The sequence below is a fragment of the Alteribacter aurantiacus DSM 18675 genome, from assembly GCF_000429705.1.
Taxonomy (GTDB): Bacteria; Bacillota; Bacilli; order Bacillales; family Salisediminibacteriaceae; genus Alteribacter; species Alteribacter aurantiacus.
Genome location: NZ_KE386943.1, coordinates 141456 through 166078, shown reverse-complemented (window position 1 = coordinate 166078; position 24623 = coordinate 141456). Strand labels below are relative to the sequence as shown.

The window sequence follows — 24623 nt, the reverse complement described above, 5'->3', positions numbered from 1 at the left end:
CCGCCAGACCCTCTGAGAGGATCTGACGGTTTTTTCAGTTATTCTTCCACTTCATCATCTTCTGCACTTTGTTCTTCTTGAGTACCTTCGTGCGTACCGAGCTGCCATGCTCCGTTACGACGAGGGTCACCTCCACCAAAGATGCGTTGCACATTGCCATTATCGTCGTATTCAAGACCAAGGCCTTGAATACCTCCATAATAGAGGGCAGATGTCTGTATACTTACGTTGTAGCGGAAATCTTGCATAAAGATGTTCTCGATTTCTTCTGGGAGTTCCCTTTCAATATTCACGATATTATCTTCTGCGTAGAAGCGGCTTCGTGATATAGCTTCTTGTAATGTGAGACGTTCATCTCTTTCCGTGTGCACACCATACGTGTATTGCATCATTGTCTGGAATAGCATAGCCGGAATACGTCTTCCTCCAGGAGAACCAAGACCTAACTCAGCTTTTCCACTTTCGTGTTCAACAATAATCGGTGACACGAACGTTCGCGGACGTTTGCCCGGAGAGAAGCTGTTAGGCGAATCTTCACGAGGGCTGAAGTTTTGAAGCTGGTTATTCAAGAACATACCAGAAACATTTCGACCAGACCCGAAGAACTCTCCGAGAGAATGGGTTGAAGAAACCATCATCCCATCTTTATCAACAATCACAAAGTGGCTTGTGTGTCTTGCATCTTTTAATGATGCAGGTGAATCATATTGTTCATTGTAAGAGATTCGATCGAAGTTGATATTCTCAATCAAAGAATCGGTATATCCTTTTTCTGTGTATTGATCCATATCTATTTCAGGGTTAAACTGCGGATCCCCAATCGTATCAAGTCGGTCGCTGTATGCGGCTTTTGTAATCTCGCTTATTAAATGAACATAAACTGGCAACCATTCTGGTTCGTTGACGAGGTGACCGAGAGTCAACTCTTCGTCGGACTCCAAGTTTTCCCGCAAGTCAAGTTGTGCAAAGGCTTGAGCGTCTTCACCGGACTGGGCCAAGGCTTCCTCCAGATCAAGTGACTCCGCCATTTGCAGCATTTGAATTAATGTTATACCTGCAGAAGGAGACGCAGCACCGTAAATGGTTTTCCCGTTGAATTCTCCAACTGCCGGACTATGCTCGTAAACGTCATAGCTTTGAAGGTCCTCGGCAGTGAACCCAACCTGATCAATCATAGCCTGTGCCACTTCACCTTCATAAAAGCCGGCAGCCATTTCCGATTGAATTTTTTCTAAAGTCTGTGCTAGATTTTCCTGCACCAGTGATTCATGTCGCCCGATGGCCAAGCCATCCGGATAAAATGCTTCTCGTTCAGCCGGATCAAGACTTAAATATCGAGAGGCACTGTCGATACGGTCACTCAAAATGCGGTCTACCAGCACACCTTCTCGAGCATGGTCAATGGCAGGCTGTAGAAGGTGGTCCCACGTTAAGCCTTCTGCACCTGATCCGTAGTTTTCATAAAGCATTTCCATTCCTTTAACCATTCCTGGTACTGCAACAGCTCCATCGGGCCATTGTCCGCTGGCAGGAGCGGCTTCACGGTAATCGAAGCTTCTTGCCCCTTCGCCAGGTTCATGAACGAGCATCATTCCGCCGCCTCCAATGCCTGATCCGTAGGGTTCAACAACACCAAGGACAAAGGACATGGCAATGGCAGCTTCTACTGCGTTTCCGTCATTTTCCAATACTTCCATGGCAGCTTCCACTGCCAATGGATGAACGGAGCTTGCTCCGAACACATAACCTTCCTGTTCATCTGGTGAGGCTAAATTACCGTCCTCATCTGAACCATTAGAGGCTCCACCAGGCGTCACTTCCAAGCTGTCTTCTTCATTATCTGTTTCATAGGGCTCTGAAAGTTGCAATACAGAATCCATATAATAGATCTCCCAGGCGATAAGGCCAACGAAGATAAGTAGTGCCGATAGGTTTGTTATTCTTAACGCATTCATAGGCCTTGCTCATTCCTTTCAAAGATCCCTGCAGCATCCAAATCTACAATTAGTCGGCCATCTTCTACACGCCACAAGTTTTTATCAAGGTCTTTTCGTAAAGTACGGAAGATCCTGAAGTCACGGTACGATTTAAACAAACCTTGTGTTTCCCGCGGTGATCCATCAAGAACATTCATAGGAATAAAGGAGAGTTCGGAGCTTCCGTCGTTGAGAATATCCAGCTGTGCCAACACACTCTCTTTCGTACGTGACCATCCTTGGTCGAATACGAAGTTACCGAGCCCGTACATCACAAGGGTATTGCTTTCAACGGTTCTCCCGTCCATTTGATAGGAACCTTCCAATACACTAACTTCCTCGAGAGCATGGGAGTGGTGACCAATGATAACATCGGCCCCGTTGTCGGCCATATACTGAGCAAGACGTTGCTGATCGCGGTTGTAACCAACTTGGTATTCTTCTCCCCAGTGTACGTGTACCATCACAATATCTGCATTGTTTCTGGCTTCCATAAGTCGGGTACCAAGAAGGGCCCAGCCGGCCTGACCGGTTCCTGTCACGTTAGACGTAATAAAGACACCAGGAGAGTGGCCAGCAGCAAACTGTTGATAAAAAACATCCGTAATTCCGATTAACCCAATCGTTGTCCCATCTTCAAGCTCATGATAGGAGACGCGGGCCGCATCGAGCTCTTCATTTTCAATTAGTTCGTCCATAGATGGTTGATTGATATTTTCTTGCCCGTTCTCGATTTCATAGTCTTCTATTTCATCAGTGCCGAGAATATCCGAACTTCCTAATTGATGTCCGATTCCGACCAACTCAATTCCTTTGCCTTTCATGTGACGAAGGGTTTCTTCAAAGGAAAGCTCTCTATAGTCCATAGTATGGTTGTTTGCCAGGCTCAAAGAGTCGAATCCGGCGTTAACAAGGGCATCCACTGCACTTGTGGGCGCATAAAGGTGGATTTCTTTATCAAATTCAAAGTCTTCCATTATGGAAGCAATCTCTTCTTCATCGTCAGCCATAATCGGGCTTTCCAAGTTACCCGTTACATAGTCTGATTCATGAAAATAAGGAGAGACGTAACGGAACGCGCGATCAAAACCTTCGCCGCTCTGTTCAGCGGCGTCTTGAACGTGGCGTCCCATCATAATGTCACCGACCATGGAGATACGGTGTTGAACGTTGTCCGGGCGAGTATTCTCAGGCACAGGTGTGTTTCCCCAAAAAGGCTCCGTGAAAATAATAAGAATAACAATAGCTAATGCAATCAGAGAGTGGGGGAGTGCTTTCTTTTCGTGCCGTTGAGTCCATGCCCTCATGCGGTCTTTCATATTATCTGTTTTCATAGGCAAGATCCCTCTCTAGAACAAGTGATAGATTGTAATGCAAAGAAAAGTTAAGAATGAGATAACGAGAGTTGAGCTGAATGTGGGTATGACCCCTTGCTTATGAATGGTATTGGCAATCAGCCCGGGCACTATAACCCCAATTCCTCTGAGCTCAAAGTTTTCAAAGGGGACAATGGGGGCTCCATAAAAAAAGTCAAAACTCATTTTTAATAGAATACCAACCGCAAGCATTGAAGCGAACTTTCTCCGCCCATACATAACGGTAATACGTCCGATCACCTGGGTGACGATCAGGAACGTTAGTAAGCTTAGTAAAGCGACGACAACAACAGCCATCAAGTGGTCAAAAATCAACGCAACATAGCCGGGCACGATAAGCCCGGCTGGCATAATTCCTGTTTTTTCAACGTAAATCAAACTGAGTATAATTCCTAAGACAATCGCTATATAAAGATCTGTACCGAACACGGTAGCGACAACTCCTTCATCATTTGCTGGATTATTGGTTTATTTTAATGGTAACTGTGCTGTTCCTACTTTTACATCATTAGAAGAGACTGGTTGCTTTTGTTTAGAACGTCTTCTTTCAGCCAATTTATCGTTTGGCAAGAAAGTCACTTCGTCTGTTCTGTAATCTTCCAGCGATACTTCTTTTAGTCCTTTTTCTTCAATGACGGCAGCTAGTTCTTCACCGCTACCTTTAATGTTTCCGATTCCGTAAATAACAGAGTTACCTGGAATCTTCTCCAATTCTTCCATAACCACATCTACAGACCTTTTTTCCAAATTGATTAAGTTCTCAAATGGAAGTTTCCCGTCTTTATGGGCTTGTACGATCGGGCTAGTCCCGCGACCGATCAACACAAGACTGTCTGCGTCCAAGTGGGGAAGAACGTCATCCACGAATTGCAACGTGCGATCCATTCGGTCATCACGGCAGTTCATGATGATCGTTTTATGATTCATCGGATAATCCAAATCTTTCACTCGATCCCAAATGTTCAACGTAGAAGTGGCGTCATTCGCCGCAAATCCGTTAAAGAAATATTTCGGAGCCAATTCTTTTCCAAAACGGTGGACCCTCATGGCACCTGGATCGACTGGAGCAGTGAGCATCCCTCTTAGGGCCACGTCTCGATCAATTTCTAAAATATCGGATACAGCAAGGGCAAGTGCTGCGTTTTCCGGAAAGATCATAAACGAAAACTTCTTTAAGTACTCTTCGTCAATGTCACTTTCTCGGGCGACCACAACCTGACTGTTTTTCTTTTTGGCAATTTGTTCAAAGTAGCGCTGATACGTTGTTTCTGGAATGACAACATAGCCGTTCTTCGGGATGGTAGAGCTAAAAGCGGCAGCAATGTCGTCCACAGTCGGTCCCATCACGTCCAAGTGGTCTTCCATAATGTTTGTAATGACGGTGATGTTCGCTTGAACGAGCTGGGCTTGAAAGATTTTTTGGTATTCAGGGTTAACGGCCATACACTCAGATACGAACGCATCGGCTTTTCGCTTCACCACTTTTCGCGCCATATGCTTTTGTTCACTAATATTTGGACCTTGAAGACCGCGGATAATCGGTTCCTCTTCCTCTTGATCCCAATAAAACATACGAGCGGACGTACCGGTCGTTTTACCTACAACTCGATCGCCGTTTTCTTTCATAATCCCCATGATTAATCTCGTAACCGTAGATTTACCTCGAATCCCGTTTACCAGAACACGGGTAGGTATTTTATTTATGTTCTTTCTTAATCTGTTCCGTTCTATGATGCCAAGTGACAGTGCGACAGTGGCAAAAAGGAGTAAATACGTAAGTTCGTTCACTCGGAAGCCTCCATTCATGTGTTGTAAAGAAAGTGACACTTACAAAATTCGTCGCATACCGAGAATATAAGAGGTATTTTGGAAATGTTACATAATCACTAGGGCGAATCTTGTACTTCTATAACCTCCATACCCTAAAAGGTTACATTTAAAAGCGTTTTTTCAAATTTCCCTTCAAGAGTCCTAGTAACAATGTCGAAAATGAGCGGGGTCTGACCCCACGCTCACTGCTTCACACAGTGCCAGACCCCACGTTCACTTTATCACACAGTGCCCGGCAACATGCGTGATTCCCAACAATCCACTACCTCTCCCAATATGACCCACAACTTTCAACCACCAGCCCTAATCTATCAATCCACCACTCTCCCAAACTTTCACACAATCTCCCTATGAAACCCCTTAACCGTGAAAAAACCTCCACACTGTTACATCTACATAACAAATTCATAAACACCACGTAACAACTGTTTCAAATGAAAAGTTATCGTAATATAATGTCATCTAATTTACCCTCAAGAAACCCCCATCTGCTTCGATTAACTGTAGATGGATTCATAACAAATACTAAAATTAAGGGCGTTATCCACCCGAAAAATTGATACTACTGAAAGAGTACATTTACAGTACCTTTAGATGAGGTGCGATGATTCCAATCAATTGTTCGAACCCGAGCACGGGTACGTGTTTATTGACGGAGCGGATGAAATATACGTAGACTCCTGCGGGATGAAAAGCGAAGGTGAGACCCCGCAGCGCGTAGCGTGAGGAGGCTCAGCCGCTTCCTGCGGAAAGCGAAGTATATTTCAGTAGCGGTTTATGTGCATTACGGCTATAAATACACATCTATCTATGTGCTCAAAGAGATAACCGCCACGCTCATTGCATTCAAGACACTAAAAGGTAATTACCCAACCTTTCAGTAGCACCCCAAAAAACCAAACAGGAGGACACACACAGATGTGGACAACGGAGTTACTCTTCACCGGCGCACTGGTTGCGATCTGCTTTTACCTCGGTGTAAGAGAAAAACGAAAGCACCAGGAAAACCTGGACAAGATTCCCATCAGAATCAACATCAACGGCGTGCGGGGAAAATCCACCGTCACCCGCCTTATCACCGGCATCCTGCACGAAGCAGGCTACAAAACGGTGGGCAAAACAACCGGAACCGATGCACGAATGCTGTATTGGTTTGATGATAAAGAAGAACCGATCAAACGGCGAATGGAAGGACCGAACATCGGAGAGCAAAAAGCCGTCATCCAAAAAACAGTCGACCTAGAAGCCGACGCCCTTGTAGGAGAATGTATGGCCGTTAACCCTGATTACCAAGTCGTCTTTCAAGAACGATGGCTACAAGCAAACATCGTCCTCATCGTCAACGTCCTCCATGACCATATGGAAGTGCTCGGACCAACATTAGACGAAGTGGCAGAAGCCTTCAGCGGAACGATCCCGCACAACGGCCACCTGATCGTAAACGATAGCCCGTACGTGCCGTTCTTCCAGCAAATCGCCGAAGAGCGCAACACCGAAGTGATCGTCATCGACACCTCAACCGTGTCAGAAGCGTACATTAAAAAATTCAAATACATGGTGTTCCCAGAAAATATCGCCCTCGCCATGGCTGTAGCCGAAGTCCTCGACATCGACAAAAAGACCGCCATGGAAGGGATGCTAAACGCCTGGCCGGACCCGGGTGCCATGAAAGTTCTCCCTGTAGGAGACGAAGCAAACCCGTCCTTCTTCATTAACGGATTCGCAGCAAACGACGCCACGTCCACGATCAACATCTGGAAACGCATTGTCGACCTGGGCTATCCGACGGACGACCCGATCATTATCGTCAACTGCCGAGAAGACCGAGTCGAGCGGACCGAACAGTTCGCCCGCGACGTACTTCCATACATTCCGACTAATAATCTAGTCCTGATCGGCAACGTCACGGACCCGATCGTACAAGCCCACAATGAAGGGCATATTGACGTGAACAATCTCATCAATTTAGACGGCGCAACTACGGACGAAATTGAAGAAAAACTTCAAGACATCATGCCGGGGCGCGTCATGTACGGCATTGGCAACATTCACGGAGCGGCTGAACCGCTCATCGAACGCTTTGAACAAATGACTCAAAAAACCAATAAAACAGCGTAGAAAACGGAGGCAAACCATGTTTGGAGGAGAACTCTATGTGGCGCTCATTGTAGGCGCATTAGTGAGTTTATTATTTACAGAAAGATACGGCGTACTGCCGGCAGGACTGATCGTACCGGGCTATTTAGCACTCATCTTTGATCAACCCTTATTCCTGGTCGTCATCCTCACCATCAGCGTGATCACCTATTTACTCGTCACCCAAGTCGTGGGCAGATTCGTCACCCTTTACGGACGACGAAAGTTCGCAGCCATGATGGTCGCAGGCATACTGCTTAAAATGATTTTTGACTATTTTTACCCGGCCATGCCCTTTGTGATTAACGAATTCAGAGGACTCGGTGTCATCGTGCCTGGACTCATTGCAAATACCATCCAGCGCCAAGGAATATTGCCAACACTCGGCTCAACCCTTGCCCTAAGCGGAGTAACGTTCATCGTTCTCCTTATCTATCAGCTATTTTAGGAGGCCCACACATCATGGTAACGGACGAACGACCATTAACGTTAAAAGAAAAGCATTTAAAACGAATCAAAAAGCATAAAAAACGAGCCCTTCGCGACTCCCTCGCACTCCTTGCCATCTGCCTAACCGTAATCGCGTCGTACCAGCTGTTTGATCACCTTGCAGCTGACGCAAGCGACACCGACGCTCCCCGTGAAGAGAGCGAGCTATCCATCTCCATGGTCGGCGACATTATGCTCGGCAGATACAGCGGTGAAGTACTCAACCGACAAGGCACCGACTATCCGTTCGCTCATGCGAAACCGATCTTTGACCAAACGGACATCGTCACCGGGAACTTCGAACATCCCATCCTGATTGGCGACCCAAGCGAGTACGAAGACGTCCGTCTAGACAAAGACATTACTCTTCACGCCAACCTTGACGCAGCAAATGCCGTGAAACAAGCGGGCTTTACCCATGTGAACCTGGCCAATAACCACATGTCTGACTACGGCATTGTCGGGATGTACGACACCCTTGAAACGTTCAATCGACTCGACATCCCAACCACAGGTGCTGGGCTTAACATTGACCAAGCCCGCGAAATCCATTACGAACAAGTAAACGGCATGACCGTCGCCACGCTCGGGTTCAACGACGCCTATATGACCAATGAGCGCCGAGCCACCGCCACACAAGAAGGCGTGGTGCCCATGGAACCTGAGTACGTAATCGAAGACATTAAAGAAGCGAACGAGAACGCCGACTTCGTGATTGTTCACGCCCACTGGGGAGAAGAGTACGATAACACCGTGCACCCTCGCCAGCGCGAACTGGCCGAAGCCATGGCTCAAGCCGGCGCCGACGTGATCGCCGGACACCACGCCCACACTCTTCAACCAATCGAAGTGATTGATAATACGGTCGTCATCTACGGCCTCGGCAACTTCGTATTTGATCAAGGCTGGTCCATGACCCGTGAAACGGCCGTTGTTCAGTACGATCTCTATTCCGACCGAGCCGAAGTGACCGTACACCCGATGTATATTGAAGAATCACAGCCACGACCGGCCACCAACCGCTACCGTCAAGAAAAGATCTTCAACTCCATAAGCACGGACTTCGTCTTTACCGACAGCTTCAATGATACGTGGACGAGAGACGAAGGGAGGCTTGTGAAAACGATCGAAAGGTAGGTTCCCGATATGAATAAAACGAACGCGATCACACTGGGCACCGCCGCCCTCCTGTTAGCAGGAGGAGGCTATTACTTCTGGCAGCAATCAACGGAAGCTGATTCCGGAAAGGTTCCTGACTTAACCGAACGCCCAGCGTACGTAGCGGAAGAAACGGACGAACCAACCGAATACGGCGTCACAACTGATAACGACATTGCCACCCAAATCGGCATGGACATCCTAGAAGACGGAGGCAATGCCGTCGACGCGGCCATCGCCGTCTCCTACGCCCTCGGCACCGTCGAGCCCTACGCATCAGGCATGGGAGGAGGCGGCGTGATGATGGTCCACCCACCGAAGGAAGAGCCGACCGTCTATGACTACCGAACGATGGCCCCCGTGAGCGGACCCGTCCCCGACAGTGGTACAGGTGTTCCCGGGTTTGTGGCTGGTTTGGAAAAAATACACGAAGATTTCGGGTTCGTAAGCTTGCCTCGCCTACTGGATCCCGCCATCGACCTTGCGGAGAACGGCTTCGAACCGGACGAAGACTTTGAACGGAGACTCATCAACGCAACGCACCGAATGCCTGTTGACGAGCTCGATGCTTTCTACAAAGACGGCTACCCGATCCGCGCAGGGGAGACCTTCATTCAAGAAGATCTGGCCGAATCCATGAAGCTCATTCAAGAAGAAGGAGCCGAAGCTTTTTATGAAGGAGCCATCGCTGACACCATTTCAAGCGATGTGATCGGAGTGAAGAGAGAAGACCTTCGGGCATACGAAGTCCTCGAGCGGGAACCCCTAAGAGGGTCGTTTTACGGCTATGACGTATACGCACCGCCGGCACCGTCAAGCGGAACGATGCTCATTCAATCCCTGCAAATGACCGAACAATTAGGTATCGAAGACATAATGGAAGACGAAGGCGCCCTCGCCGAACTTCTCGGTCAAATGAACCGTACGGTACACAAAGACCGAAACGAAAACATCGGCGATCCCGACTTTGTGGACGTTCACGAACGAACTCTCACATCTCGGGACTATACGAGAAACCTAGCACAAGATGTGACGAGCGAAACGTCGTTTGTCCAGCTGGACAATGACGCCGACCGAGAAAACCACGCCAACACAACCCATTTCGTGATCGTCGACAAAGACGGCATGATGGTTTCCGGCACGAACACAATCAGCAACTTTTTCGGCTCCGGTATCTACGTGGACGGCTTCTTCATGACCAACCAACTAAGAAACTTTAGCGACAGCTCCACGTCACCAAACCGTTCCGAGAAAGGGAAGCGCTCAAACAGCTACATGGTTCCGAGCATTCTCTCTCATAACAATGAGCCCGTGATCGGAGTGGGAAGTGCGGGAGGAAGACGAATTCCGTCTGTAATGACCCAAACCCTTCTGCGATCGATCGTTGACAAAGAGTCCGTCCAAGATGCAATCGACGCCCCAAGACACTACTTGGAAGTGTTTGAAGATACGCTATACACAGAAAACCCAGACGCCATCTCCGGCGCCATGCATGACAAATACGACATCAAACAAGCCATCGATCCGTTCAACTTCGGGAGCGTAAACATCCTCGTAACTGACCCTGAAACCGGCGAACTCACCGGTGGAGCCGACCCAAGACGAAACGGAACATGGAAAAAAGGAGGAGACCAATAAATGAAAAAAACCGCAACCTTTCTCTACCCACTCGTCGTTCTCGTCCTTTTCACCGGCATCCTAGCCGGCTTCAAACACGAAGACACCTTGACAGAAGAAGAGAAGCAGGAGATACAGGAGCGATTAGTAGAAAAGCAAGAAGAGGAAGAAATGGTAGTGGAAGAATAAAGAAAGACCCGCAACCAACTCGTTGCGGGCCTTCTCTTTAAACATATTGTTTGAAAGTAGAATTCTACTTTGAAAGACTATTAATATTAATTTCGCTACAGACGGACGCTTTCCACGGGCATCGCTTCAGCCTCCTCGGCAAAAACAGCCTGCGGGGTCTTCAGCAGATGCTATTCCCGTCGGAGTCGCCGCCTTTCGCTTCATTATTTCTATGCTGCATAAATGTGGTTGGAAAAAAGAAGAGAGTGTGCGAGATTTCTTCTAATTTAAGATACTTCTCAATCGTCCATGATGAAAGAGGATGATGAACAAAGAAAGTTCAGTAAAATTGTGTGGGTGTTTAGAGGTCAAAGGTATAGTTATAAGTCTCTTAAGAGCCCTTACAAATATTAAGAGAAGGGATGAAGCAGGAATATCTGAAGACTCCTGCGGAAGTGGGGGCAAGACGAGACCCCGCAGCGAAGCGAGGAGGCTCGTCAGCGCCTCCGCGGAAAGCGAAAGATATTCCTGCTTCATCCATTTTTTAAATGCATTTCATAAAACATAAAAAAGCCCGGATCCACTAAAGATCCAGGCTTTTCCTCTAATTACGACTCATCATCTTCTCCATCATCACTCACAGCCACTTGCTCGCCGCCATCTAACCCTAAGTGGGCACGAAGCTCATTGCTCACACGTTGGCGTTCGTTTTCTTCAACGATGTAGTACCAAATGTTATTAATACGGCTACCACTACCTGTAATCTCTAATGTTTCAGAGTTATGACGAGCATCTTTGTAGTTGGACTGAATCTTCACCATCTTATCAAACGTCAAGTCTGTTGAAATGTTGTTTCCAAGAGCATCCAAAATCTCCCCCGCTTTTGTAATCGATGAGAATTGAGCTCCTTCACGAATAATCGCGTCTACCACTTGGCGCTGACGTTCGTTACGGCCGAGATCACCGCGTGGATCTTCGTAGCGCATCCTAGAAAATTCTAGTGCTTGGGAGCCATCTAAATTAACGGTTCCTTCATTAAATTCATAAGCCCCTTGCTTAAAGGCAAAATTGTTATCGACTGTCACACCGCCCAATGCATCAACAATATCCTTAAACCCATCCATATTAACCGTCATAAAGTAATCAATAGGAATATCCAAGAAGTTTTCAACAGTTGCCATTGCCATTTCAGGTCCACCGAAGGCGTATGCGTGGTTAATTTTATCATCTGTTCCTCGTCCAACCATTTCTGTACGCGTGTCTCGCGGAATGCTCATCATTTTCATGGATTCATCAGCCGGGTTGACAGTGACTACCATAATCGTGTCTGTTCTTCCTTTTTCTGTGCGACCATTACCTGTGTCTACACCCATTAATAAGAAAGAAAGAGGTTCTTGATCTTCAATGTCCACTTCCAGTTCGCGCTTTTCTGACTTTTCACGATCGACTGTGACATGCATTTTGTTATCGACAGTGTTTTGGACGCTAGAGTACATATAGTAACCATAGCCGGCAATCGACCCAAGAATGACAAACATAACAAGACCAGATATTAATAAGAATTTTTTCATAATTTGAGCTCTCCTCATAGGTTCGTTACTTTCGATTATATTTCTTACAATGTGAATGGACAAGGGGTATTTACAATAAATACTAGTATTATTTCAATCATGTCGAATGTAAGCGCTTTATGTAATGCTATTGTAAAATACTATGCAAAATTCCGACTTTTTTACCAAAAAACCATTTACATAAACTGATATTTCCAGTACCATAAACAAAGGCATAAAGGAAGCAGGAGGAAAAAATGGAAGAAACGATTAGCTTAAAAGATATTTTCCAGACGTTAAAAAAGAGACTAGTATTAATCATTAGTATTACAGCAGTCGCAGTGGCTGCGAGTGCGTTAATCTCATACTTTTTACTTACCCCTATGTATCAAACCTCAACACAAATTCTAGTAAATAAGTCAGGTGAAGACAGTACCCAGCTGACTCAAGGGGACTTACGAACCAATTTGGAACTCATCAATACATATAACGTGATTATGACCTCCCCTCGTATTCTTGAACCTGTGATTGATGAATTGGGGATTGAAGCAAGACCTAGTCAAATTAGAGATATGGTAACCGTAGGTAGCGAGCGAGACTCTCAAGTGGTAAATATTCGAGTGGAAAACGCGGACCCGGCTCTAGCGGTAGAAATCGCCAACACGATCGCTCTTGTGTTTCAACGAGAGATTGTTGACATCATGAACGTAGATAACGTATCCATACTATCCAGTGCTGAGCTTTCGGATAATCCAACTCCAGTAAGCCCGAATCCAACACTAAACATGGCGATTGCCTTTGTTGTAGGAATGATGGGAGCGGTAGGACTGGCTTTCTTGCTTGAGTTTTTGGATAACACGATTAAAACGGAAGAAGATGTAGCAGAAGCTCTGGATCTACCAGTACTAGCGAGCATTCCTTCTATAGATAACAAGACTGTCGACATGAGTGCGGTCAAAGAATCATCGAGAACAAACAGAACGGGGCGTGGATCGATTGGCGCGTAGACGGAACAAAAACCAGTTAACAGACAAACAACGAAGCTTAATTGCTTTTCACGCACAGCGTTCACCTGTGACCGAGCAATTCAAATCGTTACGTACAAACATTCAATTTGCAGCTGTAGATAAACAGATTAAACGATTACTCATCTGCTCATCCGGTCCTGCTGAGGGGAAATCTACCGTTATCGCTAATTTGGCTACGGTTTTAGCCCAACAAGGGAAGCACGTGCTTCTAATCGATTCGGATCTTCGAAAGCCGACGGTTCACTTTACGTTTCAACTTGATAACACATACGGACTTACGAACGTTTTAACTCGTTCGGAAACGTTCGAGTCGACCGTTCAAGAAACACCGGTTGAGAACCTCCACGTTTTGACATGTGGTCCGGTTCCTCCTAACCCAAGTGAGCTGTTAGGGTCAAGAGCGATGGAACGTTTCTTAAACGACATCGATAAAGATTATGACTACATTCTTTTTGATGCTCCTCCGGTGAATGCCGTAACGGACGCTCAAGTCCTCTCCACATTAACCGATGGTGTTGTTTTTGTTTTGAGAAGTGGGAAAACGGAAAAAGAAGCTGCTGTGAAAGCAGTAGATGCATTAAAGAAAGCGAACGCAACCATTCTAGGCACCGTTATTAATGATCGTGAAATGAAAGAAACAAGCTATTACTACTATGGAGAAAAGAAGAAATAAATACTGAAAAATGTAAGAATTTTCTCCCTTTTTTGGTAATTTTGTGATACCATGGGTTGGTAGAAAGACCCAATAGGGCATGGTTCGATAATCCTGGACAGATATTTTCTCTAAAAGAGGGAGGACTCATCTTGATCGACATTCATTGTCACATCCTACCGTCACTTGATGACGGACCGGGAAGTGTAGACGAAGCAATCGAAATGGCAAAAGCGGCATCGGCAACAGGAATTCGAACCATTATCGCTACGCCTCACCACCAACATCCACACTATACAAACACAAAGCAAACGATCCTCTCTCATGTAGATGAACTGAACCGACAATTACAGGAACACGATGTTGATGTCACGATCTTACCGGGACAAGAAACAAGGATTTACGGTGAGTTACTTGAAGACTTTGAAAAAAACGACATACTTACTCTGAATCAGGGAAAGTATTTTTTTGTGGAATTTCCTTCAAGTGACATTCCGAGATATAGCAAACGACTATTGTACGACGTCCAACAACAAGGACTAAAGCCTGTCATTGTTCACCCAGAACGCAACCAAACGGTGACGAAAGACCCGGATAAGCTGTATGACTTTATACAGTCTGGTTGCCTAGCACAACTTACTGCAGGGAGCATAACAGGGGATTTCGGGAAGAAGATTAAGAGACTGTCGGAGGATTTAGTAGAAGCAAACCTTGTTCATTTCATCGCAAGTGACGCTCACGATACGAAACGGCGACCGTTTCGTTTAAGTGAAGCATACGATCACATTGAACATGAATTCGGAGTTGATACGCGATTTTATTTTCAAGAAAATTGCGAATTATTAATAAGAGGTAACCGTGTAATGGTAGAACCCCCACAAAAAGTAAAACAAAAGAAATTCTTAGGAATCTTTTAACCTGAATTTACATTATGAAAGTAGAGTGAAGAGGAGGAAGAACGTGCGTCCGTTCGACGAATACCCAAAATCAATAAAAAAAGCCATCCGCTACATTAAACAAGATGGACCACTCGATCGTTTGGACGAGCTCGAGAAACTTCTTCTTCTCACGATTGAAAAACGGAAAGAATCAAATTCTAGTTAAGCACGAAATTAGGTAATGCCTCCTCACCTTTATCAACGGAGGTACTCGGCCATGCTGTGGGTCCAATGGACCTTAGACACTCGTTGTCACCGGTGGGGTGTGAGGTTAGGTTTAATGCCTATTTTTAATAATATATATTACGAATACATATTTAACTTTGTGTCCGTAATTTGTAAAACCCTTAACCGTGCTGTCGTTACGAACGATTCACGGTTAAGGGTTTTAATATTTAAAATGTGTATCGTCTTATGTCAGTGTACAAGGCTTCGCTTCACATAAAAGGGACCTTAATGACTAAGTTGCAATGCTCATTACACTTATAAACATTTAGGAGGGAACGAGTTGGACTTTAAAACACGGTTAAGTTTGTTGGTTACCGCTGACTCACTGATAGTTGTATTTTCGATCTTCGTCGGTTATTGGCTGCTAGTCCCAACATCGTCGCTATTACCTGAAGCCATTATTGTTAGTTCGATTGCGTTATTTTTTGCTCATCATGTGTTTGCGCACATCTTTAAACTGTATAAACGGGTTTGGCAGTATGCAAGCATTCAAGAGTTGAGTGCTATCTTCGCAGCTGTGTCTTTATCCATCGCCGCAGTTGCCTTAATTCAGATTATCGGATATCAAACGATCTTTGCTCGTACATTGATCGTCACATGGATGTTACATATCTTGCTCATCGGAGCATCGCGCTTCTCGTGGAGACTTTATCGTGACTCCTTGATTAAAGGAAACCCAAACAAAAAACGTACGCTCATTATCGGTGCCGGTAACGGCGGGACACTTGTCGCTCGCCAGCTTATGAACAGCATCAAGTCAGAACTTCACCCGGTGGCATTCATTGACGATGACGTTTCAAAGCAAAACTTGGAGATCATGGGTATCCCTGTGATGGGCCGCACGAAAGACATTGAAACGGTCGTGGCTGAAAAAAACATTGAACACATTATCATCGCGATTCCGTCGTTAACGAAAGAAGACTTGAATACGATCTTCGACGAATGCTCAAAAACAAAAGTTCGTACGCAAATCATGCCTTCAGTTGAAGACATCATGAGCGGAAAAGTGACTGTCTCCCAGATTCGCGATGTCCAAGTGGAAGACCTTTTGGGTCGCGAACCTGTTGAACTCGACACGAAGAAAATAGGACAAGAACTGACCGGAAAAACGGTACTCGTCACCGGTGCCGGGGGATCTATTGGGTCAGAAATCTGTCGCCAAGTTTGTGCCTTCGAACCGGCCAAGTTGATTCTTCTTGGTCACGGAGAAAACAGCATATACGGCATCGATATGGAACTGAAAACCACACACGGTCACTTACATGTAGAAACAGAAATCGCCGATGTACAAGACCGCGAGCGCATGTTTGAAGTGATCGCTCATCACAAACCAGACGTGATCTACCACGCAGCGGCACATAAACACGTGCCATTAATGGAAAAAAACCCTCACGAAGCCGTTAAAAACAATGTGATCGGGACAAAGAACACAGCAGAAGCGGCAAACAATGCGGGCGTAAACACGTTTGTAATGGTATCAACCGATAAAGCGGTAAACCCAACGAGTGTCATGGGAGCCACAAAACGAATTGCGGAAATGGTCGTTCAACATATGGACGTGATCAGCGCTACCAAATTTGTAGCTGTTCGTTTCGGCAACGTACTCGGAAGTCGCGGAAGTGTGATCCCGCTCTTTAAAAAGCAAATCGAAGCAGGCGGTCCGATAACCGTAACCGATCCGAAGATGACACGCTACTTCATGACCATCCCGGAAGCATCCCGCCTCGTTCTTCAAGCCGGATCTCTCGCAGAAGGTGGCGAAGTTTTCGTTCTCGACATGGGAGAACCAGTCAAAATCGTCGATCTAGCGAAAAACCTGATTCGACTATCAGGATTTAGAGAAGATGAAATTAACATTAAATACTCTGGCATGCGCCCTGGAGAAAAACTATTCGAAGAGCTACTCGGAAAAGACGAAGTCCACGACGAACAAATCTTCCCAATGATTTACAGAGGAAAGACACCAAAAGTAGAAGTGGATGTCGTGTATGATTTGATTCAACAGTTTGAGGAATTCCCTGTGGAACGTTTGAGGGAACATACATTGGATTTAGCGCATTTTAGGTTGACTAAGGTGAAGCAGTTGACACTCGTTAAATAAAAGAAGGGACGATGACAAATGGCAAAAGTAAAAAAAGCGATAATCCCAGCAGCGGGACTGGGAACTCGTTTTCTACCAGCAACAAAGGCCATGCCAAAAGAAATGCTTCCGATTGTGGACAAGCCAACGATTCAGTACATTGTTGAAGAAGCAGTTAAATCAGGCATTGAAGATATCATTATTGTAACCGGTAAAGGAAAACGCGCCATCGAAGACCACTTCGACCACGCCTTTGAACTAGAACAAAACCTGTTTGAAAAAGGAAAAACCGAACTGTTGGAAAAAGTGCAGTACTCTTCCAAAATGGTGGATATCCATTACATTCGTCAAAAAGAGCCAAAAGGGCTCGGACATGCTGTATGGTGCGCCCGTAAGTTCATCGGTGACGAGCCATTCGCTGTTCTTCTAGGGGATGACATAGTAGAAGCAGACAAGCCTTGTTTAAAGCAGCTTATCGAACAATACGATGAAACAAGAGCATCCGTGATCGGTGTACAAACGGTACCGGAAGAAGAAACTCACCGTTACGGAATTGTTGATCCGCTACAGCAAACAGGAAGACGTCACAGCGTCAACCAATTCGTAGAAAAACCAGCAAAAGGAACAGCACCGTCAAATCTCGCGATCATGGGACGTTACATCTTAACACCAGAAATTTTCATGTTCCTTGATAAGCAGGAAAAAGGTGCAGGTGGCGAAGTTCAGCTGACTGATGCAATTCAGAAGTTGAACGAAATTCAGCGTGTGTTTGCTTATGACTTTGAAGGAACTCGTCATGACGTTGGTGAGAAGATGGGGTTTGTGAAGACGACGTTGGAGTTTGCTTTGAAGGATGAATCACTTAAAGGTGAGTTGCTTAAAGTGATGGAAGAGATGTTAGAGAAAGAGAAGAGTTTGTTGAAGTAGTGTGAGAGCACCCTGATCTGCTTTGCTTATGTGGGAGCGGGTTAGGGTGTTTGTTTTTTTGTGTGGGGATAGTAATTGGTAGTGGGGGTGTTTCGTTGGCTTATATAATAGGAAAGAACTCGGTATGGTTCATGTGTGATGAGGTGTTTAGAGGTTTTCTTTAATAGATTACATAGGAGCAAGGAATAGCGTTTGGATATCGGTAACTTTAGTAGGTTAGTAGTTGGTTGGAAAGAGGTTCTAATGAAGTACTAAGCGACTAACGTAATAAGCCATTACAGGAAGGAAGACCTTGACATGACGACAACAAAAGTGAACAAAAGAATTTTCCTTTCATCACCGCATATGAGTGATGAAGGTTATGAAATGGAATATGTAAAGGAAGCTTTTGATACAAACTGGATTGCTCCTCTTGGAGAGAATGTGAATGGATTTGAAAGAGAGCTAGCAGAAAAGGTTGGTTCTAGAGCAGCAGTTGCACTTTCTTCTGGAACTGCAGCTATTCACTTAGCTTTAAGAGCTGCGGGAGTTGGTGAAGGAGATATCGTATTCTGTCCAACACTTACATTCTCAGCAACTGCCAACCCAATTATTTATCAAAATGCTACTCCGGTTTTTATAGACAGCAATTATGAAACGTGGAATATGTGTCCTAAAGCATTAGAAGAAGCGTTAAAAAAGTATCCTGAAGTTAAGGCAGTTATTGTTGTTCATCTTTATGGTTTGTCTGCTGATATGGATAGAATCGTAGAGCTTTGTAAGAAGCATAATGTTGTATTAATAGAAGATGCTGCTGAAAGTTTAGGGACTTACTATAAAGGTAAGCATACAGGAACTTTTGGAGATTATGGTATCTTCTCTTTTAATGGGAACAAAATCATCACCACTTCTGGTGGTGGAATGCTAGTTTCTGATAATGAAGAAAAAATGGCGAAAGCAAAGTTCTGGGCAACACAATCTAGAGACCAAGCAAGACATTACCAACATAGCGAATTAGGATTTAATTATCGTATGAGTAATGTGGTTGCTGGTATTGGTAGAGGGCAGTTAAAAGTTTTAGAGCAACGTGTAGATAAGAAGAATTATATCTATGAGTTTTATAAAAGAGAACTTGGTGAGCTTGAAGGAGTCAAGTTTATGCCTAGTAATGATTGGGATGCACCGAATTACTGGTTAAGCTCAATGACATTGAATGGTATAGTGAGACCGAGTGATATTTTTGATGCATTGGAAGCTGAGAATATTGAGTCAAGACCGGTGTGGAAGCCAATGCATATGCAGCCGTTCTTTGAGAAATATGATTTTATAGGTGCAGGTGTATCGGAGAAGTTGTTTGAGAATGGTGTTTGTTTGCCTTCTGACACGAAGATGTCCGATGCTGACTTGACGAAAATTGTAGAAATTATTAAGGGGTTGTGGTGTAAATAATGAATAATTCAAAAGGTGGTATTTATAGGAGATTTATTAAAAGACCGATGGATTTTATACTTTCTTTTTTCGCTATTATCCTTCTTAGTTCCGTGCTTTTAGTAGTTGCTATTCTAGTGAGAACGAAACTAGGAAGCCCGGTATTGTTTAAACAGAAACGTCCGGGTATAAATGATAAGGTCTTTATGATGTACAAGTTTAGAACGATGACTGATGAAAGAGATGAGAATGGAGAGTTGTTACCGGATAGTGTGAGGTTAACGAAGTTTGGTAAGTTTCTACGTTCTACATCACTTGATGAGCTTCCAGAGCTATTCAATATCTTAAAAGGTGATATGTCGTTTGTAGGACCGAGGCCATTGTCTGTTAAGTATTTACCTTATTACAATGAATATGAAAAACAGAGACACGATGTTCGACCAGGTCTAACGGGGTTAGCACAAATTAACGGAAGAAATAGAGCGAATTGGGAACAAAGATTTGCTTTAGATGTCGAGTATGTAAGTGAATTATCGTTTATCAACGATACCAAGATTTTTGTTAAAACAATTTTGGTTGTTTTCAAAAGAAGTGATGTTGTGATTAGGGGAACTGGAACCGTAGAAAACTTTCATCAATATCGTATGAAACAAAAAAAAGAAAGTGAAAGCAAATGAGGGAAATAGGTAGCGAATTTTGGTCGGAAGACAATCTAAATGATAAGAGTAATGGATCCTTTCATAACCTAATTAATTTTGGTGATGACAAGAAGCTACTTTTTTCTGGAAGGACGGCAATAGATTATGTTTTAGAAGACATATCAAAACCTATTAAAAAGGTATATATGCCTTCTTATTGTTGTGCTTCTATGATACAGCCGTTTAATGATAGAGATATTGATGTTGAATATTATGATGTAATTTCAGATAGAGAAGGTTTAAAGTATAAAATTAATTATGATACAGATATTGATGTTTTTTTTGCAAATAGTTATTTTGGCTATGAGGTCACTGCTATGGACTTCATTATCGAAGAGTTCAAAGGTAGAAATATTATTGTTATTGAAGACATAACTCATCGTTTACTTAGTGAAAAAAACTTTTGTGAAAAGGCTGATTATATTGTTGCTAGTTTAAGAAAGTGGTTTCCAATTCCAAGTGGGGGATTAGCGGTTAAGCTAAAGGGCTATTTCAAAGAAATAAGGTTATTATCTCCTTCGACAGAAATAGTAGATAAAAAAATTGAAGCTATGAGTAAAAAGGCAGCGTTTATGAGCGGATTGGAAAGTAATAACACATATTCCGAACATGAAAAATCTAATTTTTTAAAGCTATTTGCTGAATTTAATAAGAGTCTGCATTTAGAATATAAAAACATTAAAATAGATGATACTTCAGCGGACATTTTATCTAGAATAAATATTTTTAATATCCAGAAGAGGCGTCGTGAAAATTCGAAATATATACATGATGCTCTTAATCATTCAAAGAATATAGGCTTCCTTATTACTGAACCTAACTTTAGTAGAGACTGTCCACTTTTCGTACCGATAATGGTTAGAGCAGAAAAAAGAGATGAAGTTCGAAAACATTTAATAAAAAATGATATATTTTGTCCTGTACACTGGCCAATACCGAATGATGATTCATTAGGTGACAGCACCGTTCAAATATATAACGAAGAATTATCGTTAATCTGTGATCAAAGATATGGACATGATGATGTTAAAAGAATAATTACAGCGTTAGGAGAGTATATAGATATATTATGATAGATATATATTTTGAACCTAATTATGGAAAGTTATATGAGAAGATTGAAAATGGCGTTTGTGATGTGTTTCGTCACGTTAGCCCTCATGGTACTATACATCATATGTTTATTAAACGTGTGATTCCTATTTACATCAACAACCAAACATACTATGACTTGGTTTCTCCATATGGATATGGGGGACCTGTTATTATTAATTGCGACAGAGACCATAAGAGTGAACTAATCGAAGATTTTAATATCAACTTTCAAAAGTATTGTGAAGAAAACAATATTGTTAGTGAATTTGCACGTTTTCACCCTATCGTTGGAAATGCCGGAGATTTCCAATCAATATATAGAGTAGAGAATATTAGAAAAACAGTAGGAACGAATTTGCACGATTTTGAAGACCCTATTACTAAAGAGTTTTCAAAGAGTACTAGAAAAACTATTCGAAAGATTTTAAATTCAGGAGTAACTTACAGGATAATAGAAAGTCCTAACAATATTAATAAATTTAAAGAAATATACTATTCAACAATGGATAGAAATGATGCTTCTGACTATTATTATTTTGACGATAACTATTTTGACAACTGTTTAAAGTATTTTAGAAATCATATAATTTTGGTAGAGGTTCTATTTGAAGATACGGTTATAGCCTCTGGGTTCTACTTTGTATATGGAGAAGTGGTTCATGCACATTTATCGGGTACATTGAAAGGATACTTGCATTTTTCACCAGCATATATTATTAAACATGCTACAGGTGAATGGGCAATAGAACATGGTATCAAGCTAATACACTATGGCGGTGGTACAAGCAATAGCTTAGACGATCCATTGTATCAATTTAAGAAAAAGTTTGGGAAAAATACTGAATTTGATTTTCAAATTGGAAAAAAAGTATGGAATACGGATGTTTATAAGCAGTTATGTTATAAGAAGGAAATTGATTCAGATGTAAACTTCTTTCCCGCATATAGGTATAATTTAAGTTTATATAAGGAATTTAATAAACAGTAGCAAAAAGATATGGATGGAGTTGTATTTATGTCCGATTTAACAGGAAAAAGATTATTGGTTTTAGGTGGTTCTAGAATTTCAAGTGAAATAGTGAAAAGAGCGCAAGACCTTGGAGTTTATACAATGGTTACAGATTGGTATAACGAAGATAAATCACCTGCAAAAAAGATAGCCGACAAGGCTTTTATGACAAGCACTGCTGACATTGAAGCAATGGTTAAATTAATAAAAGATGAAAAAGTTGATGGTATACTTACTGGATTTACTGACTCGTCCTTACCATATTATGCTCAAATTTGTGAGGCAGCAGGATTACCTTGTTATGGTACAAAAGAACAATTTGAAACTTTAACAAACAAAAGAGTATATAAAAAAATCTGTCGTGAATTTGGTGTTCCAGTAGTAGAGGAATACAATATTAAAGAAGGTGATTTAGATACGGATGTAGTTAATAACATTATATATCCAGTATTAGTAAAGCCAGCAGATAATAGTGGGGGTAGGGGAATTTCTATCTGTAATAATAAGGAGGAACTACTCCACGGTTATAATAAGGCACTTGTTTTTTCGGAGAGTAAGGAAATTATTGTAGAAAGATATATTATTGGGAAAGAAGTAACGGTTTTCTATACATTACAAGATGGAGAAGTTTACTTAACTGCATTAGGTAATAGACATATTAAACACAATCAAGATAATGTTATAGCACTTCCAGTAGCATATACTTTCCCTTCTATACATTTGCAAGATTATGAAAAAAACATAGAGCCACGGGTAAAAAAGATGTTCAAATCATTAGGAATGAAGAATGGTATGGTCTTCATGCAATGTCTGATTGAAGATAATGAGTGTATTGTATACGATATAGGTTATCGACTAACTGGTTCGTTAGAATATAAACTACTAGAAACAATTTGTGATTATAGTCCATTGGAGATGTTAATTAGATTTGCTATGACTGGAAAGATGGCGGAGTATCCTTTAAATGAAAGGGTAAATCCTGAGTGGAAGAAATATGGTTGTAATATATCCTTTTTAATTAGACCAGGCGTTATAGATAAGATCTATGGTATGGATGAAATCATCAAACTCCCTGGAGTTATAGATGCAGTATTGGCTCGCACTGAAGGCGAAGAAATTCTAGAATCAGATAAAGGAACTTTGAAACAAATAATTATAAGAGTTTTTGCGACGGCCTATAGTCAAAAGGAATTAGGAGAAACTTTGAATAAAATTCATTCTAGTTTGAAAGTTCTATCAACAGATGGAGAAAACATGCTATTAGAGGGATTTGATACCGAAGATTTAAGAGGTGCATTAATTTGAGTATAAGGGAGATAAATCAAACTATATTAGTAAGTGGTGCAAGCGGATTTTTAGGAAGTGAGATTGTAAGACAGCTGCTCAATGACGGAAGCTATAAAGTAATTGCGATGTCTTCTAGAAAAGGTGTATTACATGCTAAGTTTGGGAATAGTCCTAACCTAAAAGTGGTGAATACAGCTAACTGGAGTAATGAAATAGATCAAAATGTGAAGATAGATATTCTAGTAAATTGTGCATTTCCTAGAACCGCTAATGGAGAACAATTAGCTAAAGGATTACTATTTACTGAAAAATTGGTAAAAGGCTCGATAAATTTAGGTATTAAGAAAATCATTAATATTTCTTCACAAAGTGTATATAGTCAAAAAGCAAAGTCTATAACTAATGAAGAATCTCCCGTTATACCGGAAACTTTCTATGGGATGACAAAATATGCTAGTGAAAGAATTGTTTCAACAATATGTGAGAGTTCAAATGAGAATGTAGCTTTTTCAAATATCAGATTAGCTAGTTTATCGGGTATTGAATTAGAAGTGAGAATGACTAATAGATTTGTAAAATCTGCCCTAGCTGGTAATCCCATTGAAATACATGGCGGTAGCCAAAGGATATCATATTTGGATGTTAGGGATGCAAGTTCGGCGTTGGTTGCTATGGTTAAAAGTAGTCCAAGTGGTTGGAGTAAGGTTTACAACCTGGGGAATAACAGCTCTTTTACAATTTTAGAATTAGCAGAAACAATTAAAAGTATGTCATCTAAATATACAGAAAACCAAGTTAGGCTATTAGTTCAAGAAGGGCAGAACAGTTTTAGTAATCAGATAGATAGTGACTTGTTTTATAACGATTTCAATTGGAGACCATCCATTATAATGCCCGACATGGTAAAAGATCTTTTTGAATATTACTTACTAGTATAATGATAATTTAAATTGATAGTAGTTTAAAGTCAAAAA

22 protein-coding genes are annotated in these 24623 nt (G+C 42.6%); 17 read left to right on the top strand and 5 right to left on the bottom strand.

Annotated features, from left to right (window positions below; genetic code table 11):
• Positions 1–38: 38 nt before the first annotated feature.
• From G476_RS22580 to pgsB (G476_RS22575), 4 genes are read right to left on the bottom strand one after another with little or no spacing between them, the layout of a single operon-like run.
• Positions 39–1955, bottom strand: coding sequence for a gamma-glutamyltransferase family protein (locus tag G476_RS22580; RefSeq protein WP_084405852.1), 1917 nt, complete (start codon positions 1953–1955; stop codon positions 39–41).
• Entirely contained in the window at positions 1952–3310 is a 1359-nt protein-coding gene (locus G476_RS0119220; protein WP_026691520.1) for a CapA family protein, read from the bottom strand. The genes G476_RS22580 and G476_RS0119220 overlap by 4 nt, the downstream gene beginning before the upstream one ends.
• Before the next feature lie 15 nt (positions 3311–3325).
• Positions 3326–3781 carry a poly-gamma-glutamate biosynthesis protein PgsC gene (pgsC, locus tag G476_RS0119215; protein WP_026691519.1) on the bottom strand — a complete coding sequence of 152 codons (456 nt, stop codon included), beginning with the start codon at positions 3779–3781 and terminating at the stop codon, positions 3326–3328.
• 39 nt (positions 3782–3820) lie between these two features.
• Positions 3821–5140 (bottom strand): poly-gamma-glutamate synthase PgsB, encoded by a 1320-nt coding sequence (gene pgsB, locus G476_RS22575; RefSeq protein ID WP_245579704.1) that lies wholly within the window; start codon positions 5138–5140, stop codon positions 3821–3823.
• Positions 5141–6100: 960 nt separating this feature from the next.
• On the opposite strand from pgsB (G476_RS22575), the gene pgsB (G476_RS0119205) reads away from it, so the two are divergent.
• From pgsB (G476_RS0119205) to G476_RS23735, 5 genes are read left to right on the top strand one after another with little or no spacing between them, the layout of a single operon-like run.
• Positions 6101–7300 (top strand): poly-gamma-glutamate synthase PgsB, encoded by a 1200-nt coding sequence (pgsB, locus tag G476_RS0119205; RefSeq protein ID WP_026691518.1) that lies wholly within the window; start codon positions 6101–6103, stop codon positions 7298–7300.
• Positions 7301–7316: 16 nt separating this feature from the next.
• Complete coding sequence (gene pgsC / locus G476_RS0119200) at positions 7317–7766, top strand: poly-gamma-glutamate biosynthesis protein PgsC (RefSeq protein WP_026691517.1); 450 nt, start codon at positions 7317–7319, stop codon at positions 7764–7766.
• 14 nt (positions 7767–7780) lie between these two features.
• On the top strand, positions 7781–8944 hold the full coding sequence (locus tag G476_RS0119195; protein ID WP_035187462.1) for a CapA family protein: 1164 nt from the start codon (positions 7781–7783) through the stop codon (positions 8942–8944).
• Between the two features lie 9 nt (positions 8945–8953).
• A complete protein-coding gene (locus G476_RS22570) occupies positions 8954–10603 on the top strand; it encodes a gamma-glutamyltransferase family protein (protein ID WP_051314951.1) in 1650 nt (549 codons plus the stop codon).
• On the top strand, positions 10604–10771 hold the full coding sequence (locus tag G476_RS23735; RefSeq protein WP_156906645.1) for a hypothetical protein: 168 nt from the start codon (positions 10604–10606) through the stop codon (positions 10769–10771). It begins immediately after the preceding gene.
• Between the two features lie 587 nt (positions 10772–11358).
• Here the strand turns inward: G476_RS23735 and G476_RS22565 are convergent.
• A complete protein-coding gene (locus G476_RS22565) occupies positions 11359–12321 on the bottom strand; it encodes an LCP family glycopolymer transferase (RefSeq protein ID WP_051314950.1) in 963 nt (320 codons plus the stop codon).
• 236 nt (positions 12322–12557) lie between these two features.
• On the opposite strand from G476_RS22565, the gene G476_RS0119175 reads away from it, so the two are divergent.
• The 12 genes from G476_RS0119175 (at position 12558) to G476_RS0119120 (ending at position 24587) form a co-directional block, all read left to right on the top strand.
• Complete coding sequence (locus G476_RS0119175; RefSeq protein WP_026691515.1) at positions 12558–13307, top strand: YveK family protein; 750 nt, start codon at positions 12558–12560, stop codon at positions 13305–13307.
• Entirely contained in the window at positions 13288–14001 is a 714-nt protein-coding gene (locus tag G476_RS0119170) for a CpsD/CapB family tyrosine-protein kinase (RefSeq protein ID WP_342664072.1), read from the top strand. The genes G476_RS0119175 and G476_RS0119170 overlap by 20 nt, the downstream gene beginning before the upstream one ends.
• A 131-nt stretch (positions 14002–14132) precedes the next feature.
• Positions 14133–14897, top strand: a complete 765-nt coding sequence (locus tag G476_RS0119165; protein ID WP_026691513.1) for a tyrosine-protein phosphatase — start codon at positions 14133–14135, stop codon at positions 14895–14897.
• Positions 14898–14940: 43 nt separating this feature from the next.
• Complete coding sequence (locus tag G476_RS23850) at positions 14941–15084, top strand: hypothetical protein (protein ID WP_169720901.1); 144 nt, start codon at positions 14941–14943, stop codon at positions 15082–15084.
• Between the two features lie 342 nt (positions 15085–15426).
• Entirely contained in the window at positions 15427–17247 is a 1821-nt protein-coding gene (locus tag G476_RS0119155) for a nucleoside-diphosphate sugar epimerase/dehydratase (RefSeq protein ID WP_026691512.1), read from the top strand.
• A gap of 18 nt (positions 17248–17265) precedes the next feature.
• Complete coding sequence (gene galU / locus G476_RS0119150) at positions 17266–18153, top strand: UTP--glucose-1-phosphate uridylyltransferase GalU (RefSeq protein ID WP_026691511.1); 888 nt, start codon at positions 17266–17268, stop codon at positions 18151–18153.
• 312 nt (positions 18154–18465) lie between these two features.
• Positions 18466–19581, top strand: coding sequence for a DegT/DnrJ/EryC1/StrS family aminotransferase (locus tag G476_RS0119145; RefSeq protein WP_156906652.1), 1116 nt, complete (start codon positions 18466–18468; stop codon positions 19579–19581).
• Positions 19581–20237 carry a sugar transferase gene (locus G476_RS0119140; protein WP_026691509.1) on the top strand — a complete coding sequence of 219 codons (657 nt, stop codon included), beginning with the start codon at positions 19581–19583 and terminating at the stop codon, positions 20235–20237. Before G476_RS0119145 ends, G476_RS0119140 begins: the two co-directional genes overlap by 1 nt.
• Positions 20234–21331, top strand: a complete 1098-nt coding sequence (locus tag G476_RS0119135; protein ID WP_026691508.1) for an aspartate aminotransferase family protein — start codon at positions 20234–20236, stop codon at positions 21329–21331. The genes G476_RS0119140 and G476_RS0119135 overlap by 4 nt, the downstream gene beginning before the upstream one ends.
• On the top strand, positions 21328–22341 hold the full coding sequence (locus tag G476_RS22560) for a peptidoglycan bridge formation glycyltransferase FemA/FemB family protein (protein ID WP_035187460.1): 1014 nt from the start codon (positions 21328–21330) through the stop codon (positions 22339–22341). Before G476_RS0119135 ends, G476_RS22560 begins: the two co-directional genes overlap by 4 nt.
• A 27-nt stretch (positions 22342–22368) precedes the next feature.
• Complete coding sequence (locus tag G476_RS0119125) at positions 22369–23667, top strand: ATP-binding protein (RefSeq protein WP_035187458.1); 1299 nt, start codon at positions 22369–22371, stop codon at positions 23665–23667.
• Positions 23664–24587: an NAD-dependent epimerase/dehydratase family protein gene (locus tag G476_RS0119120; protein ID WP_026691506.1), complete on the top strand. Its 924-nt coding sequence runs from the start codon at positions 23664–23666 to the stop codon at positions 24585–24587. The genes G476_RS0119125 and G476_RS0119120 overlap by 4 nt, the downstream gene beginning before the upstream one ends.
• Positions 24588–24623: the final 36 nt, after the last annotated feature.